This is a genomic window from Streptomyces sp. NPDC059785 (genome assembly GCF_042732375.1).
Lineage (GTDB): Bacteria > Actinomycetota > Actinomycetes > Streptomycetales > Streptomycetaceae > Streptomyces.
Map to the genome: position 1 here is coordinate 36,443 of NZ_JBHWHV010000024.1, position 19,864 is coordinate 56,306.

General features: G+C 70.7%; 20 protein-coding genes and 1 riboswitch. Of the genes, 1 reads left to right on the plus strand and 19 read right to left on the minus strand.

Translation table 11 applies throughout. The features are described from left to right. Nucleotides 1–49: 49 nt before the first annotated feature. The 8 genes from ACFV6E_RS19565 to rpsB all read right to left on the minus strand — a co-directional run bounded on the left by ACFV6E_RS19565 (nucleotide 50) and on the right by rpsB (nucleotide 9,110). Nucleotides 50–1,723 carry an ABC transporter permease gene (locus tag ACFV6E_RS19565; RefSeq protein ID WP_385463031.1) on the minus strand — a complete coding sequence of 558 codons (1,674 nt, stop codon included), beginning with the start codon at nucleotides 1,721–1,723 and terminating at the stop codon, nucleotides 50–52. Nucleotides 1,724–1,815: 92 nt separating this feature from the next. Next, a complete protein-coding gene (locus ACFV6E_RS19570) occupies nucleotides 1,816–2,922 on the minus strand; it encodes a thiamine ABC transporter substrate binding subunit (RefSeq protein WP_385463034.1) in 1,107 nt (368 codons plus the stop codon). A 79-nt stretch (nucleotides 2,923–3,001) separates the two neighbouring features. Beyond that, nucleotides 3,002–3,107, minus strand: a riboswitch (TPP riboswitch). Between the two features lie 43 nt (nucleotides 3,108–3,150). Continuing rightward, nucleotides 3,151–4,257, minus strand: a complete 1,107-nt coding sequence (rlmN, locus tag ACFV6E_RS19575) for a 23S rRNA (adenine(2503)-C(2))-methyltransferase RlmN (protein ID WP_385162602.1) — start codon at nucleotides 4,255–4,257, stop codon at nucleotides 3,151–3,153. Between the two features lie 128 nt (nucleotides 4,258–4,385). Next, a complete protein-coding gene (locus ACFV6E_RS19580; protein WP_385162600.1) occupies nucleotides 4,386–5,618 on the minus strand; it encodes a phosphatidate cytidylyltransferase in 1,233 nt (410 codons plus the stop codon). Beyond that, the gene (gene frr / locus ACFV6E_RS19585) at nucleotides 5,618–6,175 is read right to left on the minus strand and encodes a ribosome recycling factor (protein ID WP_162469747.1); all 558 of its coding nucleotides are present in this window, start codon (nucleotides 6,173–6,175) and stop codon (nucleotides 5,618–5,620) included. The genes ACFV6E_RS19580 and frr overlap by 1 nt, the downstream gene beginning before the upstream one ends. Before the next feature lie 138 nt (nucleotides 6,176–6,313). Continuing rightward, the gene (gene pyrH, locus ACFV6E_RS19590) at nucleotides 6,314–7,072 is read right to left on the minus strand and encodes a UMP kinase (RefSeq protein WP_385162599.1); all 759 of its coding nucleotides are present in this window, start codon (nucleotides 7,070–7,072) and stop codon (nucleotides 6,314–6,316) included. Between the two features lie 191 nt (nucleotides 7,073–7,263). Next, nucleotides 7,264–8,100 (minus strand): translation elongation factor Ts, encoded by an 837-nt coding sequence (tsf, locus tag ACFV6E_RS19595; protein WP_385162597.1) that lies wholly within the window; start codon nucleotides 8,098–8,100, stop codon nucleotides 7,264–7,266. Between the two features lie 95 nt (nucleotides 8,101–8,195). After that, nucleotides 8,196–9,110, minus strand: coding sequence for a 30S ribosomal protein S2 (gene rpsB, locus ACFV6E_RS19600; RefSeq protein WP_385463037.1), 915 nt, complete (start codon nucleotides 9,108–9,110; stop codon nucleotides 8,196–8,198). A 508-nt stretch (nucleotides 9,111–9,618) separates the two neighbouring features. Between rpsB and ACFV6E_RS19605 the strand changes: the two genes are divergently transcribed. Continuing rightward, complete coding sequence (locus ACFV6E_RS19605) at nucleotides 9,619–10,197, plus strand: murein hydrolase activator EnvC family protein (protein ID WP_385162659.1); 579 nt, start codon at nucleotides 9,619–9,621, stop codon at nucleotides 10,195–10,197. A gap of 86 nt (nucleotides 10,198–10,283) precedes the next feature. Here the strand turns inward: ACFV6E_RS19605 and ACFV6E_RS19610 are convergent, their stop codons facing one another. The 11 genes from ACFV6E_RS19610 to lepB (ACFV6E_RS19660) all read right to left on the minus strand — a co-directional run bounded on the left by ACFV6E_RS19610 (nucleotide 10,284) and on the right by lepB (ACFV6E_RS19660) (nucleotide 19,847). After that, the gene (locus tag ACFV6E_RS19610; protein WP_385162657.1) at nucleotides 10,284–10,841 is read right to left on the minus strand and encodes a TetR/AcrR family transcriptional regulator; all 558 of its coding nucleotides are present in this window, start codon (nucleotides 10,839–10,841) and stop codon (nucleotides 10,284–10,286) included. Between the two features lie 276 nt (nucleotides 10,842–11,117). Then, nucleotides 11,118–11,954 carry an RNA polymerase sigma factor WhiG gene (gene whiG / locus ACFV6E_RS19615; RefSeq protein ID WP_385162594.1) on the minus strand — a complete coding sequence of 279 codons (837 nt, stop codon included), beginning with the start codon at nucleotides 11,952–11,954 and terminating at the stop codon, nucleotides 11,118–11,120. A 289-nt stretch (nucleotides 11,955–12,243) separates the two neighbouring features. Continuing rightward, nucleotides 12,244–13,371, minus strand: coding sequence for a DNA-processing protein DprA (dprA, locus tag ACFV6E_RS19620; RefSeq protein WP_385463040.1), 1,128 nt, complete (start codon nucleotides 13,369–13,371; stop codon nucleotides 12,244–12,246). After that, on the minus strand, nucleotides 13,368–14,993 hold the full coding sequence (locus ACFV6E_RS19625; RefSeq protein ID WP_385463043.1) for a YifB family Mg chelatase-like AAA ATPase: 1,626 nt from the start codon (nucleotides 14,991–14,993) through the stop codon (nucleotides 13,368–13,370). The genes dprA and ACFV6E_RS19625 overlap by 4 nt, the downstream gene beginning before the upstream one ends. Then, complete coding sequence (locus ACFV6E_RS19630; protein WP_385162589.1) at nucleotides 14,994–15,356, minus strand: YraN family protein; 363 nt, start codon at nucleotides 15,354–15,356, stop codon at nucleotides 14,994–14,996. A gap of 115 nt (nucleotides 15,357–15,471) precedes the next feature. Next, nucleotides 15,472–15,780: a DUF2469 domain-containing protein gene (locus ACFV6E_RS19635; protein WP_003965949.1), complete on the minus strand. Its 309-nt coding sequence runs from the start codon at nucleotides 15,778–15,780 to the stop codon at nucleotides 15,472–15,474. 55 nt (nucleotides 15,781–15,835) lie between these two features. Continuing rightward, on the minus strand, nucleotides 15,836–16,381 hold the full coding sequence (locus ACFV6E_RS19640; RefSeq protein WP_385463046.1) for an NUDIX hydrolase: 546 nt from the start codon (nucleotides 16,379–16,381) through the stop codon (nucleotides 15,836–15,838). Next, nucleotides 16,371–17,114: a signal peptidase I gene (gene lepB / locus ACFV6E_RS19645; protein ID WP_385162585.1), complete on the minus strand. Its 744-nt coding sequence runs from the start codon at nucleotides 17,112–17,114 to the stop codon at nucleotides 16,371–16,373. Before lepB (ACFV6E_RS19645) ends, ACFV6E_RS19640 begins: the two co-directional genes overlap by 11 nt. A gap of 82 nt (nucleotides 17,115–17,196) precedes the next feature. Next, nucleotides 17,197–18,165, minus strand: a complete 969-nt coding sequence (gene lepB, locus ACFV6E_RS19650; protein WP_385162655.1) for a signal peptidase I — start codon at nucleotides 18,163–18,165, stop codon at nucleotides 17,197–17,199. Next, the gene (lepB, locus tag ACFV6E_RS19655) at nucleotides 18,047–19,138 is read right to left on the minus strand and encodes a signal peptidase I (RefSeq protein ID WP_385162584.1); all 1,092 of its coding nucleotides are present in this window, start codon (nucleotides 19,136–19,138) and stop codon (nucleotides 18,047–18,049) included. Before lepB (ACFV6E_RS19655) ends, lepB (ACFV6E_RS19650) begins: the two co-directional genes overlap by 119 nt. Next, nucleotides 19,131–19,847, minus strand: coding sequence for a signal peptidase I (gene lepB / locus ACFV6E_RS19660; protein WP_385463049.1), 717 nt, complete (start codon nucleotides 19,845–19,847; stop codon nucleotides 19,131–19,133). Before lepB (ACFV6E_RS19660) ends, lepB (ACFV6E_RS19655) begins: the two co-directional genes overlap by 8 nt. Nucleotides 19,848–19,864 lie beyond the last annotated feature (17 nt).

Consider the following 19,864-nt stretch of genomic DNA (forward strand, 5'->3'; position numbering starts at 1 on the left):
CGCTGACCAACCCGCTCAACGCTCGCGTCCCACTTACCGAACCGCACCATCAGAACTCCCCCGTCCGATCGATCCGATCGCCTCGACCGATCCGACCGATCCGACCGATCCGATCGGCCCGTACCCGCTCAAGGACGAGCAGCGCCACCGCGCACACCACCATCAAGATCGTCGAAAGGGCCATCGCCTGCCCGTAGTTGAGGTCGCCCGCGCGGCCGAGCAGCCGGGCCACCGCGACCGGCAGCGTCGGACGGTCGGGCCGCGCGATGAAGACGGTCGCCCCGAACTCGCCCAGCGACACCGCGAAGGCGAACCCGGCGGCGACGAGCAGCGCCCGCCGCACCATCGGCAGATCCACCTCGCGCCAGACCCGCCAGGGCGACGCCCCGAGCACCGCGGCCGCCTCCCGCAACCCCTGGTCGACGGAGCGCAGCACGGGAAGCATCGTCCGTACAACGAAGGGGACGCCGACCAGGGCCTGTGCCAGCGGCACCAGGATCCAGGAGGCCCGCAGATCAAGCGGCGGCTCGTCCAGGGCGATCAGGAAGCCGAAGCCGACCGTCACCGCAGAGACGCCGAGCGGCAGCATCAGCAGCGCGTCGAAGCCGCGCACGAGCCGGGCGCTCAGGGACGGCGTACGCCGGCCGGTCCTGGTGAGCGCCGCCGCGGCGAGCCCACCGATGACCACGGCGATGACGGTCGCCGCGGCCGCGAACCGCAGCGAGTTCCCGATCGCCTCGATCGGCGCCACCAGGAACACAGCGCCGTCGGCCGACGTCAGCGCCCGGTAGTACCCGAAGCCGTAGCCGCCGGGGGTGTCGAGGGACCGCTGCACCAGTACGCCGAGGGGCAGCACGAGCAGTACGGCGATGCTTGCCAGCACTCCGGCGAGCAGCGCCCACTGCCCCGCGCCGCGCGGCGGCCGTGCGGTCACGGAGGCGTCGACGAGCCGCAGGGCCGTCTCCCGGCGGCGTACGGTCCTGGCGTGCACGGCGAGGATCACGCCGACCACCACGAACTGCACGACGGTCAGCACGGCGGCCGTGGCGAGGTCGAAGATCTCCGCGGTCTGCCGGTAGATCTCCACCTCCAGGGTGGAGAAGGCCGGCCCGCCGAGGATCTGCACCACACCGAACGAAGTGAACGTAAACAGGAAAACCATCAGCGCGGCAGCGGCGACGGCCGGGGCCAGCGCCGGAAGCGTGACCCGGCGCCAGGCGGCGAACCGGGAGGCGCCGAGCATCCGCGCCGCGTCCTCCTGCCGGGGGTCGAGCAGCGACCAGAGGCCGCCGACGGTCCGTACGACGACCGCGTAGTTGAAGAAGACGTGGGCGAGGAGGATCGCCCAGACGGTGGTGTCGAGGCGTACGCCCCACAAGTCGTCCAGCAGCCCGCCGCGCCCGACCAGGGCCAGGAACGCCGTCCCGACGACCACGGTCGGCAGGACGAAGGGCACGGTCACGACGGCCCGCAGCACCTGCTTGCCCCTGAACTCGAAGCGCGCGAAGACGTAGGCGCCGGGGAGCGCGACCAGCAGCGTGAGCGCGGTGGAGGCGAGCGCCTGCCAGGTGGTGAACCACAGCACGTGCCGGATGTCGGACTGTGCGAGCACCTCGCCGAACCGTCCGAACCGCCAGGTCCCGTCGGCCTTGAAGCCGCGGGCGACGATCGCGACGACCGGATACCCGAAGAAAACCCCGAAGAACGCGACGGGCAGCCCCATGAGCCCCAGAACCCGCAACGCACCGCCACGCCTGCCGACAGCCCCGCCGCGCCCCCCGGAAGCCACTCCCGCGTCTCCGGAAACCACGTCGGTCACTTCAGTACGAGCGAGGTCCACGACTTGACCCACTGGTCACGGTTGTCGGCGATCTTGGCGGGGGCGAGCGTCGCGGGATCCTCGGCCTGCGGCCCGTACGCCGTGAACTCGCCGGGCACCTTCGCCCCGTCGACCACCGGATACACGAACATGTTCAGCGGCATGTCCTCCTGGAACTTCTTCGAGACCAGGAAGTCGATCAGCGCCTTGCCGCCCGCGGTGTTCTCCGCGTTGCTCAGCAGCCCCGCGTACTCGGTCTGCCGGAAGCAGGTCCCGTCGGCGACACCGGTCGGCGCGGTCTTCGGCTTCGGGTCGGCGTAGATCACTTCGGCGGGCGGCGAGGAGGCGTACGACACGACGAGCGGCCGGTCGCCGCCCGCCTTCCTGCCGCCGGCCGACCCGGAGAACTCCTCGTTGTACGCCTGCTCCCAGCCGTCGACCACCTTCACACCGTTGGCGCGCAGCTTCTTCCAGTACCCCTCCCAGCCACCGTCGCCGTACGCGGCGGCGGTGCCGAGCAGGAAGCCGAGCCCCGGCGAGGACGTGGCCGCGTTCTCCGTGACGAGCAGGTTCTTGTACTTCGGCTTCGTCAGGTCGGCGAAGGACTTCGGCGGGTCCAGCTCGTGCTCGGTGAAGTACGCCTTGTCGTAGTTGACGCAGATGTCGCCGGAGTCGATGGGCGTGACCCGGTGCTTGTCCTGGTCCGCCCGGTACTCCTCGGCCACCTTGTCCGCGCCCTTGGCCTCGTACGGCTGGAAGAGCCCGTTGTCGAGCGCGCGGGAGAGAAGGGTGTTGTCGACACCGAAGAAGACGTCGCCCTGGGGGTTGTCCTTGGTGAGGATCGCCTTGTTGACGGCCTGTCCCGCGTCGCCGTCCTTGAGGACCCGGACCTTGTACCCCGACTCCTTCTCGAACTCCTCGATGACGCTCTTGGACGCGGCGAAGGAGTCGTGACTGACGAGGGTCACGGTCTTCTCGTCCCCCGCGCCGCTTCCGGAACCGGACGAGCCGCACGCGGACAGAGCGACGAGCCCGAGCCCGGTGACCGCGACCACGGCCGTGAACTTCCTGCCGGCACGGCCGGCGCTGCTGGTGGTGCTCACTGGATTCCTCCTGGGATGACCAGGAGAAGACGCGGCCCTGCCCGGGACCTCCGACGAGTTCCCGGGCAGGGCGCAACAGCTTGAGTGGTGACCGAACTTCCTACCCAGAATGACCTGGGCGAGGTTCAGAGGGTCTGCGGCCGGTGCCGCACTCTCAGCGCTGTGGCGCTCCCCTGTCGGAATATGAAGATGTACGTACCGGCCAGCGTACCCTCCGCTGCTACCGCTCTACCGTTCGGACGCCGCCAACTGCCCGCACGCCCCGTCGATCTCCTGCCCCCGGGTGTCCCGCACGGTGACCGGCACTCCGTGCGCGGCGATGGCCTGGACGAACGCCTTCTCGTCCTCGGGGCGCGAGGCGGTCCACTTGGAGCCGGGCGTCGGGTTCAGCGGGATCAGGTTCACGTGCACCGGCTTGCCCTTGAGCAGCCGGCCGAGCCGGTCACCGCGCCACGCGTGGTCGTTGATGTCGCGGATCAGCGCGTACTCGATGGACAGCCGGCGTCCCGACTTCGCGGCGTACTCGAAGCCCGCGTCCAGCACCTCGCCCACCTTCCACCGCGTGTTGACCGGGACGAGGGTGTCGCGCAGCTCGTCGTCCGGTGCGTGCAGGGAGATGGCGAGCCGGCACTTGAAGCCCTCGTCCGCGAACCGGTGGATGGCCGGGACCAGACCGACGGTCGACACGGTGATCCCGCGCTGCGAGAGCCCGATCCCGTCCGGGGCGGGGTCGGTGAGCGCGCGGATGGCGCCGACCACCCGCTTGTAGTTGGCGAGCGGCTCACCCATGCCCATGAACACGATGTTGCTCAGCCGCGCGGGCCCGCCGGGGATCTCCCCGTCCCGCAGCGCCCGCATACCGTCGACGATCTGGTGGACGATCTCGCCGGTGGACAGGTTCCGGTCGAGTCCGGCCTGTCCTGTGGCACAGAACGGGCAGTTCATCCCGCAGCCCGCCTGGGAGCTGATGCACATGGTGACCCGGTCCGGATACCGCATCAGCACGGACTCGACGAGCGTGCCGTCGAACAGCTTCCACAGGGTCTTGCGGGTGGTGTCGTCGTCACAGCTGATGTGCCGGACGACGGACATCAGCTCCGGCAGCAGCGCCTCCTGGAGCTTGCCCCGGGCGGCGGCGGGGATGTCCGTCCACTCCGCGGGGTCGTGCGCATACCGCGCGAAGTAGTGCTGCGAGAGCTGCTTGGCGCGAAACGGCTTCTCCCCGATCGCGGCCACCGCTTCTTTCCGCTCGGCGGGCGAGAGATCGGCGAGATGCCGCGGCGGCTTCTTGGCTCCGCGCGGCGCGACGAATGTAAGTTCTCCGGGCTTAGGCATGGCTCTACCAGTGTCGCAGACAAAAAGAGAAGGCCCGCCGCCCTGTGGACAACGGACCTCTCACCGACGAAAGCCCAGCTCAAAGCAGGTAAGGCGATTCGGCGGGCAGGACGGGTGGCACTGGTCGGTCAACCCGACCCGACGAACACCACCAGCAGCAGCCACACCACCGGCGCCGTCGGCAGCAGTGAGTCGAGGCGGTCCATGATGCCGCCGTGCCCGGGCAGCAGCGTGCCCATGTCCTTGATCCCGAGGTCCCGCTTGATCATGGACTCGCCGAGGTCACCGAGCGTGGCGCTGACCGCGACCGCGAGGCCGAGGAGCAGACCCTGCCACCAGGTGCCGCCGTCGATCAGGAACTGCATGCACAGCGCGCCCGCCACCATCGCGAAGGCGACCGCGCCGAGCAGGCCCTCGCGGGTCTTGCCGGGGCTGATCCGCGGAGCCAGCTTGCGCTTGCCGAAACGCCAGCCGACGGCGTACGCACCGGTGTCGCTGACCACCGTGAGCAGCAGGAAGACCAGGACCCGCCAGGGACCGTCGTCCGCGGTGAGCATCATCGCGACGAACGTGGCCAGGAACGGCACGTAGAAGGCCGCGAAGAGGCCGGCGGTGACGTCCTTGAGGTAGCCCTCCGGCGGTTCCGTCATGCGCCAGACGAGGACGGCCAGCGCGGTCAGCGCCATCGCCACCCAGGCGCCCTCGGAGCCCCGCACGTACCCGGCGACGACCATCGCCGCGCCGCCGATCGCCAGCGGCACGAGCGGCGCCTTGATGCTCTTGCGCTCGGCCAGCCGCGACGTGAGCTCCCACAGGCCCACCACCACGGCGACCGCGACCACGCCGACGAACACGGCCTTGACGACGAACAGCGACGCGATGATCACCACACCGAGTCCGACACCGACCCCTATGGCCGCGCCGAGGTCGCGGCCCGCGGTCTTCTTCTGCGGTGCGGGCGCTGACGGCTGGGCGCTGGGCATGGGCTCCTGCGGACTCTGCGAGAGGTGCGGAGCCTGCGGGTGGTGCGGACTCTGCGCGTGGTGCGGAGCCTGCGGATGCGGCGGGCTCTGCGTGTGCTGCGGACTCTGCTGCGGCGGGTTGTGCGAGGGCTCCCCGTAGGGCGCCGCCGGCGGTTCGCCGTCGCGGAACGAGGGGCCGCCCGGCCGAGCGGCCCCCCGGTCGTCATCCTGGTCTCCGCCATGTGCGGGTACGTCGGGCACGATGGGCATGGGGCGAGTCTGCTGGGCGTCATGCGCATCGTATGCGGGACCCGCCGGGGCTGCCCCCTGGACAGGTCCTTGGTCGGACGGCCCCCAGTACCCGGCTTGCGGCGGCGCCCCCCAGGAAGAGTCGTTCATCAGACCTCGAGCAGCTCCGCTTCCTTGTGCTTGAGGAGCTCGTCCACCTGGGCGACGTACTTCGCGGTGGTGTCGTCGAGTTCCTTCTCCGCACGGCGGCCCTCGTCCTCGCCGACCTCGCCGTCCTTGACGAGCTTGTCGATGGCGTCCTTGGCCTTGCGGCGTACGGAGCGGATCGAGACCTTGGCGTCCTCGCCCTTGGTCTTGGCGACCTTGATGTAGTCCTTGCGGCGCTCCTCGGTCAGCTCGGGGAACACCACCCGGATGATGTTTCCGTCGTTGCTGGGGTTGACGCCCAGGTCGGAGTCGCGGATCGCCTGCTCGATGTTGCGCAGCGCGCTCTTGTCGAACGGCGTCACCACGGCCATCCGGGGCTCCGGCACCGAGAACGAGGCCAGCTGGTTGATCGGCGTCAGCGCGCCGTAGTAGTCGGCCACGATCTTGTTGAACATCGCCGGGTGCGCACGACCGGTGCGGATCGCGGCGAAGTCCTCCTTGGCGACCACGACGGCCTTCTCCATCTTCTCCTCGGCTTCGAGGAGGGTCTCTTCGATCACCACTTGCTCCTGCGTGTCTTGAGTAGGCCCGGCAGCTGTTCCTCGTCGGGGTCGGCGGCCGGCTGCGTCGCGTCTTATTCCTGCACGGTTCCGGACCGGCAGGACATTGTCCATCCCCCGGTCAGGGTCCGTACCCGGTCAGGCCCGGCCGTCCTGGTCACCCACGAGTGTGCCGATCTTCTCACCCTTGACGGCCCGTGCGATATTGCCCTCCGCAAGGAGCTCGAACACCAGGATGGGGAGCTTGTTGTCACGGCACAGGGTGATCGCGGTCATGTCGGCGACCTTGAGGTCCCGGGTGATGACCTCGCCGTAGTTCAGCGCATCGAACTTGACGGCCCCGGGGTTGGTCTTCGGGTCGGAGTCGTAGACCCCGTCCACACCGTTCTTGCCCATCAGCAGGGCCTCGGCGTCGATCTCCAGGGCGCGCTGCGCGGCGGTGGTGTCCGTGGAGAAGTACGGCATGCCCATACCGGCACCGAAGATGACCACACGGCCCTTCTCGAGGTGCCGGACGGCCCGCAGCGGGATGTACGGCTCGGCGACCTGCCCCATGGTGATGGCCGTCTGTACGCGGCTGTCGATGCCCTCCTTCTCCAGGAAGTCCTGGAGGGCGAGGCAGTTCATGACCGTGCCGAGCATGCCCATGTAGTCGGAGCGGGCCCGGTCCATGCCACGCTGCTGGAGTTCGGCGCCGCGGAAGAAGTTGCCGCCGCCGATGACGACGGCGATCTCGGAGCCGTCGCGCACGACGGCCGCGATCTCGCGGGCGATGGCGTGCACCACGTCGGGATCGACGCCCAGTCCCCCGCCGCCGGAGAACGCCTCTCCGGAGAGCTTCAGCAGGAAGCGACCGCGTACTTTGCCGTCGTCGCTCTTGTCGGCCTTGGTGGTCATGGAGAACTCGCCTCTTTTACTTGGCACACATACAAAGAAGGCCATTGCCGGTGGGGTGTCGTTCGCATCCCATGCTCGGCAATGGCCTCCCTGTCAGATCTGCTGTCGCCCGGCACGCGCGCGTGGGTGCCGGCGTACGCGGACGACTGCTGTCGACCCTAGCGGGGTCGAACGTCGATCGCGGTACGGACTCAGATGCCGACCTTGATGCGCGTGAAGCGCTTCAGGGTGGCACCGGCCTCCTCCAGAACCTTCTGGACGGACTTCTTGTTGTCCAGCGCGTAGGGCTGGCCGAGGAGGGTGGCCTCCTTGAAGAAGCCGTTGACGCGACCCTCGACGATCTTCGGGAGCGCGGCCTCGGGCTTGCCCTCGGCGCGGGTGGTCTCCTCGGCGACACGGCGCTCGGACTCGACGACCTCGGCCGGGACGTCCTCGCGGGAGAGGTACTTCGGCGCGAAGGCGGCGATGTGCTGGGCGATGCCCTTGGCGAGGTCGGCGTCGGCCTTGTCCAGCTCGACCAGGACACCGATCTGCGGGGGCAGGTCGGGCATGGTGCGGTGCATGTACGCGGTGACGTACGCGCCGGAGAACTGGGCGAAGCGGTCCAGGACGATCTTCTCGCCCAGGTTGGCGTTGGCCTCGTCGACGAACGCCTGGACCGTCTTGCCGGCCTCGATCTCGGAGGCGAGCAGCGCCTCGAGGTCGGCCGGGGAGGTGGCGGCGACGTGCTGGGCGATCTGGTTGGCGACGGACTGGAACTTCTCGCCCTTGGCGACGAAGTCCGTCTCGCACTTCAGCTCGACCAGGACACCGGAGGTGTTGTCGTCGGCGATGAGGGAGACCACGGCGCCGTTCTCGGCGGAGCGGCCCTCGCGCTTGGCGACGCCCTTCTGGCCCTTGATGCGGAGCGCCTCGACGGCCTTGTCGACGCTGCCCTCGGCCTCGTCCAGGGCCTTCTTGCAGTCCATCATGCCGGCGCCGGTGAGCTCACGGAGCTTCTTGACGTCGGCGGCGGTGTAGTTCGCCATGATTCCTGGAATCTCTCTCGAAGTCTGAAGATCAACGGGCCGAACGGCGGGGGCTCGGTGTGCCCCCGCCGTTCTGGAACCCGAAGGGGTGAGGGTCAGGCCTGCTCGGCGTCCGCGGCGGGAGCCTCGGCGGCCGGGGCCTCCGTGGCGGGGGCCTCGGCGGCGGGGGCCTCAGCGGCCGGAGCCTCGGCGGCGGGGGCCTCGGCCGGCTTCTCGGCGGCGTCCTCGGACTCCGCCTTCTTCTCGCCCTCGAGCAGGTCGCGCTCCCACGCGGCGAGCGGCTCGCCCGCGGCCTTGTCACCCTCGGCCTTGCCGGCGCCGGAGCGGGCGATGAGGCCCTCGGCGACGGCGTCGGCGATCACGCGGGTGAGCAGGGTGACGGAGCGGATCGCGTCGTCGTTGCCCGGGATCTTGTAGTCGACCTCGTCGGGGTCGCAGTTGGTGTCGAGGATGGCGACGACCGGGATGTTGAGCTTCCGGGCCTCGCCGACCGCGATGTGCTCCTTCTTGGTGTCCACGATCCAGACGGCGCTGGGCACCTTCTGCATCTCGCGGATACCACCGAGGGTCTTCTCCAGCTTGGCCTTCTCGCGCGAGAGCACGAGAAGCTCCTTCTTGGTCAGACCGGAAGCGGCGACGTCCTCGAAGTCGATCTGCTCGAGCTCCTTGAGGCGCTGCAGACGCTTGTAGACGGTCGAGAAGTTGGTGAGCATGCCGCCCAGCCAGCGCTGGTTGACGTAGGGCATGCCGACGCGGGTGGCCTGCTCGGCGATGGCCTCCTGCGCCTGCTTCTTCGTGCCGACGAACATGACCGTGCCGCCGTGGGCGACGGTCTCCTTGACGAACTCGTAGGCGCGGTCGATGTACGACAGCGACTGGAGCAGGTCGATGATGTAGATGCCGTTGCGCTCGGTGAAGATGAAGCGCTTCATCTTCGGGTTCCAGCGACGGGTCTGGTGACCGAAGTGGACGCCGCTCTCCAGCAGCTCCCGCATCGTGACGACGGCCATGGCCGTTCTCCTTGGGTTTCTCGGTTGTGCCGCGTGTGCCGGACGGCACTCGCGCCTGACGCCCGCTGTGCGCCTTGCCACTAGGGACCGAGGGGCGCTGACATCGGTTTGCGTCGTACGACGTGGACCTGATGTCGGGGCGTGCGAAGTCGACCCGGTGACCCGGATCGCCACAAGAAGTGTACGGGACCCGCGAGGCGCCGGGTGACGCCGCTGTCCACAACCGGTGAGTACTCCACAGGCCCCGGCCGCGACGGCCCTTTTGCGGCACGGTTCTCGCATGCGAACGAAACGACGTGTACGTGATCGGCACCCACCACCGCGGGGTCCTGCGCCGGGGGCGATGAGGGGTCCGCTGTCCGTACCGGTGCGTGTCCTGGCGGTGCTCGTGACGGCGGCCGTGCTGCTGGTGCCCCTGACACTGCCGGCTCCGTTCCCGCCGCCTGGCATCGCACGGGCGGCGGAGGCGACCGGACCGGCGCCTGCGCCCGCGACGGCTGACGCGACGGTGTCACCGCCGCCGACGGCCGGTGCGACTGCGCCGGCGCCGACAGCCCGTGCGACGGGGGTCCCCGCCCCGGGACCGCCGGACGCCCATGCCCCGGTACCGCCGGACCCCGGCGCCCCCGTGCCGGCCGTCGGCCGTGTCTGGCCCGTCGGGGTGCGCCCCCGGGTCGTCCGCGGCTGGGAGCCCCCGGCGACGGCGTACGGTCGTGGGCACCGGGGCGTGGACCTGGCCGCTGCTCCCGGCACGCCGGTACGGGCGGTCGCCCCGGGCCGGGTGTCCTTCGCGGGCCGGGTCGCGGGACGGGGAACGGTCTCGGTGGAGCTGTCGGGCACGGGCGAGCCACCTCTGCGGACGACCTACACACCGGTCCGGGCCTCGGTCCGCAAGGGCGCCACGGTCGCCGCGGGCGACATCCTGGGCACCCTCGAACCGGCCGCTTCCCACTGCCCCGCGTCGTGCCTGCACTGGGGCCTGCTCAGAGGACGGACCTACCTCGACCCGCTCTCACTGCTCCCGCCGTGGCTGCTGGGCCGGGGACCTTCCAGGCTGCTGCCGGTAATGGACGTGCCACCACCCTGAGCCCCACCCGGCCGGGGACGCCGTCCCGGCATGCCGGGCACGACTCTGAGCAGCGGCCCCTGACCAGCGCTGCGGGGTCGCGGGTGTCAGCCCTGGACCCCTCGCAGGGCCATGGCGACGGCCGCTTCGGTGATCGCTTCGGGATGCTCCGCGGCGCCGAGCTCGATCCTGCGCACCGCGGCGTCCACGATCCCCTGGAGCAGCATCGCCGCCAGCCGCGGCTCCGCGTGGCCCATGACGCCCAGCGCCTCGACGATCATCGCGACGAGCCCGCCGTGCGCCGCGCGGATCTTTTCGCGGGCACCGGCGTCCAGCTCGCTCGCGGAGATGGCGACCACGGCCCGGTGCCGCCGGTCGCCGACCAGCGCGAGCTGGCTGCGCACGTACGCCTCGACCTTGTCGGCGGGCCGGTCCACCGCCGCCATCGCGGCCTCGACCTCGGCCGCCCAGACCGGGAAGTCCACCTCGCAGAGCTCTTCCACCACGGCTGCCCGCGAGCGGAAGTACTCGTACACGGAGGACCGGGCCAGGCCCGTTCGCTCGGCGAGAGCCGGGAAGGTCAGCGCTTCCGTACCACCCTCGGACAGCAGCGACCGCGCCGCGTCCAGCAGGGCGGCTCGCTGCATCGACCGGTGCTCGGCCACGGAGGCCGCTCGAATCCTTGGCACGTCAACCACTCTACGGACGGACCGGCGCGGGCGGGAGTCGGTCTGCCCACCCGGCCGGTCGCACAAGCCCGAAGCCGGTCACCGGCGAACCCCGGCCCACCGCTCCGGCCACTCGGTCGACCACCCGGCCGACCAGCCTCTTCGCCCGCCCGCCACGGCACCACCACGCCCCGCCGGCCCCGACCCCGGTCCTTGAATCCCTGTCGATGCCTGTCGATGCCTGTCGATGCCTGTCGGCGATCCCCGCCGGCCTCAGCGGCCGAAGCTCGCCAGCTTCGCCCGTAGCTGAAGCACGGACTTCGTGTGGATCTGGCTCACCCGGCTCTCGGTGACCCCGAGGACATTGCCGATCTCGGCGAGCGTGAGGCCCTCGTAGTAGTAGAGCGTGACCACGGTCTTCTCCCGCTCGGGCAGGGTGTTGATCGCCCGCGCCAGGAACCGCCGCAGCTCCCGGTCCTCGGCGACCTCCACGGGATTGTCGGCCGCGGTGTCCTCGAGCGTGTCCATCAGGCTCAGCCGGTCCCCGCCCTCACCCCCGACGTGCAGCAGCTCCTCCAGGGCCACCACGTTGGCCAGGGACAACTGGCTGAAAACGGCGTGCAGGTCGTCGACCGGGATGCCCATCTCCGAGGCCACCTCGCCCTCGGACGGCGTACGCCTGAGCCGCGCCTCCAGGGTGGCGTACGCCCGCTCGACACTGCGCGCCTTCTGCCGCACCGACCTCGGGATCCAGTCGAGCGCGCGCAGCTCGTCGATCATCGCGCCCCGGATCCGCGTGATCGCGTACGTCTCGAACTTGATCTCACGCTCGATGTCGAACTTCTCGATCGCGTCGATCAGCCCGAACACCCCCGACGAGACGAAGTCGGCCTGCTCCACATTGGCCGGAAGTCCTACGCTGACCCGTCCCGCCACGTACTTCACCAGGGGCGAGTAATGCAGAATCAGCTGCTCCCGCAGCAGCTCGTCCCCGGTCGCCTTGTACGACCGCCACAACTCCTCGAGCGTCGAGGGAGCGGGCGGACGCACGCCGCCACGGGCGGCGGGGGGAACTGCCGCCCGGTCGTACCCGGAGGTGTGCTGAGGCATTCGTCGCCTTGTGCCGTTCTGCCGTGAATCGGGAGGGCCTGGGTGAGCTGTCTGTCTGATGTCGAGTTGCCTGTCTGCGTCGGAATCTTTGTGAGCGTAGCGTGACTGGACTGTTGCAGTGCGCGAAGGGCTGGCTGTCACCCGCACGCGCACACGTATCCCGGGGCGCTCCGCGGAGCGCCGCCCGTCGCCCTGAGTGATCAGCACCGAGGGCCAACTGCCGCCACTGCCACGGCTGTCGGGATCGCCCGGACGGCCGAACGCCCTTGATCAACACCGACGGTGACCTTTACGACTGGAGATCATCTCCTTGGCGTGTCAACTTCCAGCCATCGCCGTGTCGTTCGACGAAACCAAGTGCTCGGAGTTCGTACAGCCGCCCGACCGCGTCGTCCTCGGTCGTGCCCGCGCCCAGCGCGATCCGGTCCGCGCCGACCACGCCACGCCCGGGCAGCGCGGACAGCACCCGTGCGGTGCCCGGCTCCAGCAGGTCGCGCGGCAGCACCGGACCGTGCCGGCCCGGGGCCAGCTCGCCGATCTCGCCGACCAGCTCGCCGATCTCCGCCGCGTCGGTGACGAGGACCGCCCCGCCGCGCAGCAGTTCGTGCACCCCGGCCGAGAGCGCGCTGGTGGCGGGTCCGGGCACCCCCATGGCGAACCGGCCGAGACGCTGCGCCGCGCGGGCCGTGACGAGCGCCCCGCTGCGGTACGCGGCCTCGACGACGACGGTGCCCCGGGTGAGCGCGGCGATGACCCTGTTCCGCTGGAGGAATCTGCTCGGCGTCGGATGGTCCCCGGGCGGCAGCTCACCGACCACGAGCCCCTGCTCGGCGATCCTGCCGATGAGCTGCGTGTGCCCGCGCGGGTAGGGCCGGTCCACGCCGCAGGCCAGGACGGCGACAGTGGCACCGCCCGCGCCGAGCGCGCCCCGGTGCGCCGCCCCGTCCACTCCGTACGCGCCGCCGGAGACGACGACCCAGCCACGCTCGGCGAGTCCCGCGCCGAGGGTGGCCGCCATGTGTGCGCCGTACTCGCTGCACGCCCGCGCGCCGACGACCGCGACGGACCGCAGGGCCCACATCCGCAGGCTGGGCCGCCCGCGCACCCACAGTCCGATCGGCCGGCCGTCCCCCAGGGTGTCCAGCTGCGCGGGCCATTCGCCGTCGCCGGGGCACACGTATCTCGCCCCGGCGTCCCGCGCCTGCGTCAGGTCACGCTCCGGCCGGGCCAGCGCGGCGCGTCCGCGCAGCCCCTTCCAGCGCGTCTCGCTCACCCCGGGCAGCCGATCGCCGCCCCGTGTCAGCCGCCGGGCCACTTCCTCGGCCCCGAGCTCGCGCACCCAGCGCCCGCCGATCTCGTCCCCCGGTTCGAGGACGCGGGCGAGCACGACCCGTGCCAGCCGCTCGCCGTCCGTCATGCCGGTGCGCCGATCGTCATGGGCACGCCCCTGGGCACGCCGGTGCGCAGTTGCAGTGCCAGGGCGACGTCGCCCGCGTCCGGCCGGTCGTGCCCCGACAGATCGGCGACGGTCCACGCCACGCGCAGGACGCGGTCCAGGCCGCGCGCGGTCAGCACCCCGCGCTCCAGGCCGCGCTCGGCCTCGTACATCGCTCCGGGGACGGCCTGCCACCGGCTGCGCAGCTCCCGGCCCGGGACTTCGCTGTTGGTGTGCCAGGGCGTCTCCGCGAGACGCCGGGCCGCCCGCTCGCGGGCGGCGCGTACCCGGTCGGCGACGGTGCGCGTCGACTCGCCGCGGGCCCCGGTCGCCGTCAGCTCGGCACGGGTGACCGGCTCCACCTCGACCCGCAGGTCGACCCGGTCGAGCAGCGGTCCGGACAGCCTGGCCTGGTAGCGGCGGACGGCGGAGGGCGGGCACTCGCAGAAGTCGTGCCCCAGGCTGAAGCGGCCGCAGGGGCAGGGGTTGGCGGCGAGCACCATGAGGAACTTGGCCGGGAAGCGCACCACACCCGCGCTCCGCGCGATCACGACATGCCCCGCTTCGAGCGGCTGACGCAGGGCATCCAGCGTGAAACCACTGAATTCGGGTGCTTCATCCAAAAAGAGCACACCCCTGTGTGACAGCGAGACCGCACCGGGCCGGGCCAGCCCCCGGCCGCCGCCGACCAGCGCCTGCATCGTGGCGGAGTGGTGCGGCGCGCAGTAGGGCGGGACGTCGACGAGGGGCTTGCCCGGCGGGAGCAGACCCGCGACCGAGTGGATCGCGGTCACCTCCAGCGACTCCTGCCGGGTGAGCCGCGGCAGGACGGCCGGCATCCGCTCGGCGAGCATCGTCTTCCCGGCGCCCGGCGGGCCTTGCAAGAACACGTGGTGGCCGCCCGCCGCGGCGACCTCCAACGCCGTGCGCGCCGACAACTGGCCGACCACGTCCGCGAGGTCGTGCCCCTGGTCGTGCTCGGGTCCCGACAGAGCGCACAGTCCGGTGGCCTCTCCGGTGCCCGGTACCCGCAGCCCCGCGAGCAGCGGGTCGGGGCGGCTCTGGTCGTCCGGCTCCTCCTCGGGCACCGGTTCGTCGGTGAGCACGGCGATGAGCTGGCGCAGGCTGCGTACCCCGAGCACGGAGACGCCGGGCACCAAGGACGCCTCCGCCGCCGCGCTCTCGGGCACCACCACCTGCTCGTACCCGGCGTCCGCGGCGGCGAGGACGGCGGGCAGAACGCCCCGGACCGGCCTGACGCGTCCGTCGAGCCCGAGCTCGCCGATCATCACGATGTCCGCGAGGGCCCGGGGGTCGATCCGCTCCGAGGCCCCGAGGACCGCACAGGCCACCGCCAGATCGAAGCCGGATCCGCCCTTGGGCACCGAGGCCGGGCTCAGTCCCACCGTGAGCTTCTTCTGGGGCCACTCCGCGCCCGAGTTGACCATCGCGGCCCTGACCCGGTCGCGGCTCTCCGTGAGGCTCTTGTCGGGGAGGCCGACCAGGGTGAAGGCCGCGACGCCGGGCTCCAGGTCCGCCTGGACCTCCACGACGACGCCCTCGACCCCGACCAGGGCCACCGCACACGTACGCGCGAACGCCATTCAGGCCACCCCCCGCGCATGCTCCACGACGGGGGCGCCGCGCTCCGGTACGAGGACGCCGACGAGGTCGATGCGGACGCCGCCGGGTGGTGCGCCGCCGTGTTCCTGCACCCAGCGCTCGGCCAGGCCCCGCAATCGCTCCGCCTTGGCCGGCGTCACCGCCGCCATCGGATGCTCGTACGCTCCGCCGCTGCGGGTCTTGACCTCGCAGACGACGAGCGTCTCGCCGTCCCGGGCCACGATGTCGATCTCGCCGGTCCTGCCACCGCGCCAGTTGCGCGCCAGGACCGTCAGGCCTGCGCCGGTCAGCCGCCGGACGGCCAGCTCCTCGCCGTACTTGCCGAGTGCACTGCGTGCGTTCATGTCGGCACCACCTCCGGCCCCCACAGTGAGGCCGGAGCGATCCGCTGTTGGATCTTGGTGGACAGCGGTCCCGTTGTGGAAAACCGCGCCACTCACACGAGTGACTCAGTGCCGCTCAGCCGCCCGGCAGCTCGAGATCGCTCTTGTTCAGCTCCTCGATGTTCACGTCCTTGAACGTGAGGACCCGTACCTGCTTGACGAATCGAGCCGGCCGGTACATGTCCCAGACCCAGGCGTCCGCCATGGACACCTCGAAGAACACCTCGCCCTGGACAGAGTGCACCTGCATCTCGTAGTCATTGGTGAGGTAGAAGCGCCGCTCGGTCTCGATCACGTATTTGAACAGACCGACGACGTCGCGGTACTCCCGGTAGAGCTTCAGCTCCATCTCGGTCTCGTACTTCTCGAGGTCCTCGGCGCTCATGGCATGTTCCCCTTCAGCCGTGCGTCCCCCTATTGTGCGCCAGCCCCGCGAGCCCCTAGACGATTTCCGTGTCGAGAACCTCGGGCCTGGCCGGAGGACCCTCGTCGAGCAGCCTGCGCAGCAGCCCGGCGAGTCTGGTCGGATACACCGTCTCATGTGCCTCGGTCAGTTCCCGGCACGTCCACCAGCGCGCTCCGGCGACGCTGCGCCGCTCCAGCTCCGTCAGCCCGGCGGCGGCGACCGCGGTCTGCGTCGTACGGGCCAGGAAGTACCACTCGTCCTGGTCCCAGCGGCGCCCGGCGAACGGGAAGGAACACGTCCGCCGCCACAGCACCGGGCCGAGGTCGACCTCGGTGATGCCGGTCTCCTCCGTGAGCTCCCGCAGCGCGGCCTCCTCGTGCGTCTCGTCGCCCTCCAGGCCACCGCCGGGCGTGAACCACCAGTCGTCGGCGGGGTTCTCCGGCTCGTGGCCGTGCAACAGCAGGATGCGCTCCTCGGGGTCGAGGAGCACTACCCGGGCGACCTTCCGCAGCGCGTCCTGCCGGAGCCCGTCCTGCCGCGCCTCCCGTGCCCCTCCGTCGTAGGACGTGTCAGCGGGCACCGGCGGGCTCCGTCCGCGCCGACCCGCGACGGCTCGCACGCTTGGCGATGGGACCGTAGGCGGCGCCGCCGAGGACCAGCACCGCGCCGATCACCACGGCCGCCAGGATCAGCCGCAGCGGGCCCGGCGAGGAGATCGCGCCCAGGGCCTCGAAGCCCGTCGGGCGCTCCAGGGAGCCGTTCATGGGCCAGGCCACGGCCTCCACCCTGCCCTGCACGGCGCTGCGCGGCACCGAGCCGCTGCCAGCCTCGGTGAGGTGGGCCGTGGAGTCCAGCGAACCGCTGCGCTCGTCACCGAGCAGGAACAGCCGCCCCTCGGGGACCGTGACGGTCGGGATCTTCTTCGACTCGGCCGCCTGCCCCTCGGGCAGATACGGTTCGTCGATCTTCTTGCCATTGACGCTCAGCTTGTCGTCGGTGCAGCAGGCGACCGTGTCGCCGCCGACCGCGACGACCCGCTTGACCATCAGCATGTCGCCCCAGGACTTCTGCTGGAACACGACGACGTCACCGCGCTTGACCTCACCGCCGTCGATCCGCTCGGCCAGGATGCGGTCTCCGGCGGCGATGGTCGGAGACATGGACTCGGTCGGCACCGTGTACGGCTGATAGACGATGGCGCCCCAGACGAACCCACCGAGGAAGAGCACACAGCCGAGGGCCACGGCCAATCCCGACAGCGTGCTGCCGAGCCGTCCGCGGCCCTCGTCCGTACGGCCTGTCGTGCTGCTCATCCCAGTGCTCCCCAGCTCGGAGATTCGACCTGTCGCGGCCCGGGGCGCGGGCCGCGGAAGATCGGCGATCTGGGACGGCACCCTACCCGGCGGTACCGCGCCCGGTAACCCTGGTGTTGACGGCGTTCGTCCGCCGCCGGCGCCACAGCACCAGCGGCACCGCGCCGGCCAGTCCGAGGGCGCCCGGAGCGGCCGCGCTCAGGTTCTGGTCGAAGGTGTCGGGCACCGGCAGCGTGTTCCACCGGGTGGGCGGCCAGGCGATCACGACGGCGCGGCCCACCACGTTGCCGACCGGCACGAAGCCGTCGTTCTTGTCCTGCTGGTGGTAGCGGGAGTCCAGCGAGTTCTGCCGGTGGTCGCCCATCACCCAGATCTTGCCCTTGGGCACGGTCACCTTGAACTGGCCGCCCTGGTCGTCGACGCTGCACGGGGTGTTCCCCGCGTAGACGTACGGCTCGTTCAGCGCCTTGCCGTTGACCTTCAGCGGGCCCGAGCCCTCGCACTGGATGGTGTCGCCCGCGACGCCGACGACCCGCTTGATCAGGTCCTTCTCCTCGGCGGACGGCATCAGGCCGATCCAGCTCAGGGCCGTCTGCAGGGCGTTCGGGTTCGGCGTGGGCTCGCCCGCCAGCCACTCGTCGGGGTCGTGGAAGACGACGACCTCGCCGCGCTCGGGCTCCGAGCCGAACCACGGGGTCAGCTTGTCGACCAGCACCCGGTCGCCCTGTTGCAGGGTGTTCTGCATCGAGTCCGAGGGGATCGAGAACGCCTGGACCAGGAAGGTCTTGATCAACAGGGCGAGCACCAGCGCGATGCCGACGAGGAGCGGCAGTTCCTTCCAGAACGACCGCTGCTTCTTCGGGTCCTTGGCCCCCTTGGGCTCCTCGCCGTCCCGCCCGGCCCGCGGCGGGCCGTCCCCGGCACCGACGGGCTCACTCGCGGAGTCCGGGCCGGCGCCGGCGCCGTGCTCCACCGCGGGGGGAGCCGCGTCGCCGTCCCGCTCCGGCCGCTCTTCCGGGCCTTCGTGTCCGGATCGTGCGCCGACCGCCAAATCCCCCACATCCACTCCTCAGTCCGTGCCGCCGCCCGCGCCGCATCCGGCGCAGGCCCACCACTCCCATAACGAGCGGGAGTTCCGCAGGGCTCGGGAGGGGGATCAATCCGTATCGATCCGCGGACGCCACCCTATGCGACGGGCCGAGAGCGGTGGCCGACCCTGTGGACACGGAGGCATACGTGTCCGGTTCCTTCAGCCGGGTCCAGTGGCCGAGCGGCCAGGCGATGACCATGGCGCGGCCGACGACGGAGTCCTCCGAGACGGTGCCGCCGTATTTGTCGGAGCGGTGGTAGCGGGAGTCGGCGGAGTTGGCGCGGTGGTCCCCCATGACCCACAGGCGTCCCTGGGGCACGGTCATCTCGAAGTCGAACGCCGACGGTTTGTTGCCCGGGTGGATATAGGGCTCCTCCAGGGGCGTCCCGTTGACGGTCACCCTGCCCTGCGCGTCACAGCACTTGACCGTGTCGCCGCCGACCGCGACAACCCGCTTGATCAGGTCCTTGTCGTTGTCCGAGGGCAGCAGGCCGATGAAGGTCAGGCCCTCCTTGACCTGCTTGACGACGACGGGGTCGTTCTTCGGGGTGGTCTTCTCGCCCGCGAGCCAGTTCCCCGGGTCCTGGAAGACGACCACGTCACCGCGTTGCGGCTTGGAACCGAACCAGGGGGTGAGCTTGTCGACGAGGACCCGGTCGCCGATCTGGATGGTGTTCTCCATGGAGCCCGACGGGATCACGAAGGCCTGCACCAGGAACGTCTTCAGCACCAGCGCGATCAGCACCGCTACGCCTATGAGGAGGGGGATCTCCTTGATCGCGGAACGGCGTCTGCGCCGCTTGACCTTGCGGGCGAGCTTGCGCCGCTCGGCCCGGCCGGGGCGGGCGGCGCCGCCGGCCCGCCGGGAGCCGGTGGGCAGCAGATTGTCGGCGGCGGTGCTGGGGGCTCCGCGCGGTTTGCCGCGATTACCCATGGGCACCGTCCGCGGCGGGCACGCGCGCGTAGGCGTCGGGTCGCTCCAGCCGGGTCCAGTGACCGGCGGGCCAGGCGATCCAGTCGGCTCTGCCGATCACCTGCTCCACCGGGACCATCCCGCCGCCCGGCGAGCCCAGACGGTCGCGGGAGTCGCTGGAGTCGTCGCGGTGGTCGCCGAGCAGGAAGAGAGTGCCGTCGGGCACGACGACGTCGAATGGCACACCGGACGGGCGGTCCCCCGCGTACAGGAACGCCGTCTCGTCGACCGACCGGCCGTTCACCGCCACCCTCCCCTCCTTGTCGCAGCAGACCACATGGTCGCCGCCCACACCGACCACACGCTTGACGTAGTCGGCATCACCGAAATACCCCGTACCGTCGAACACCACGACATCGCCCCGCTGCGGCTCGGCACCGAAACGGTACGCCAACTTATTTACGAGAACGCGGTCCCCGATCCTCAATCCCGGCTGCATGGAACTGCTGGGAATCTCGAACGGCTGCACGACGAAGGTGCCCAGGAGAAAGAGAAACAGCAGGCAGACCAGCAGGGTGAGAGTGATGCGCCCGCCCGGGAGACGGTCGGCGAGCCGCTGTACCAACGCAGAACGCGACCGCCCCTCCGAACCCTCTGTGTCCGAGATCTCCTCGGACACAGATGGGCGGGAGGAACGGTCGCGTTCCACGTGCTGTGCTTCGGTGTCCATCGCGGCCAGATGTTATC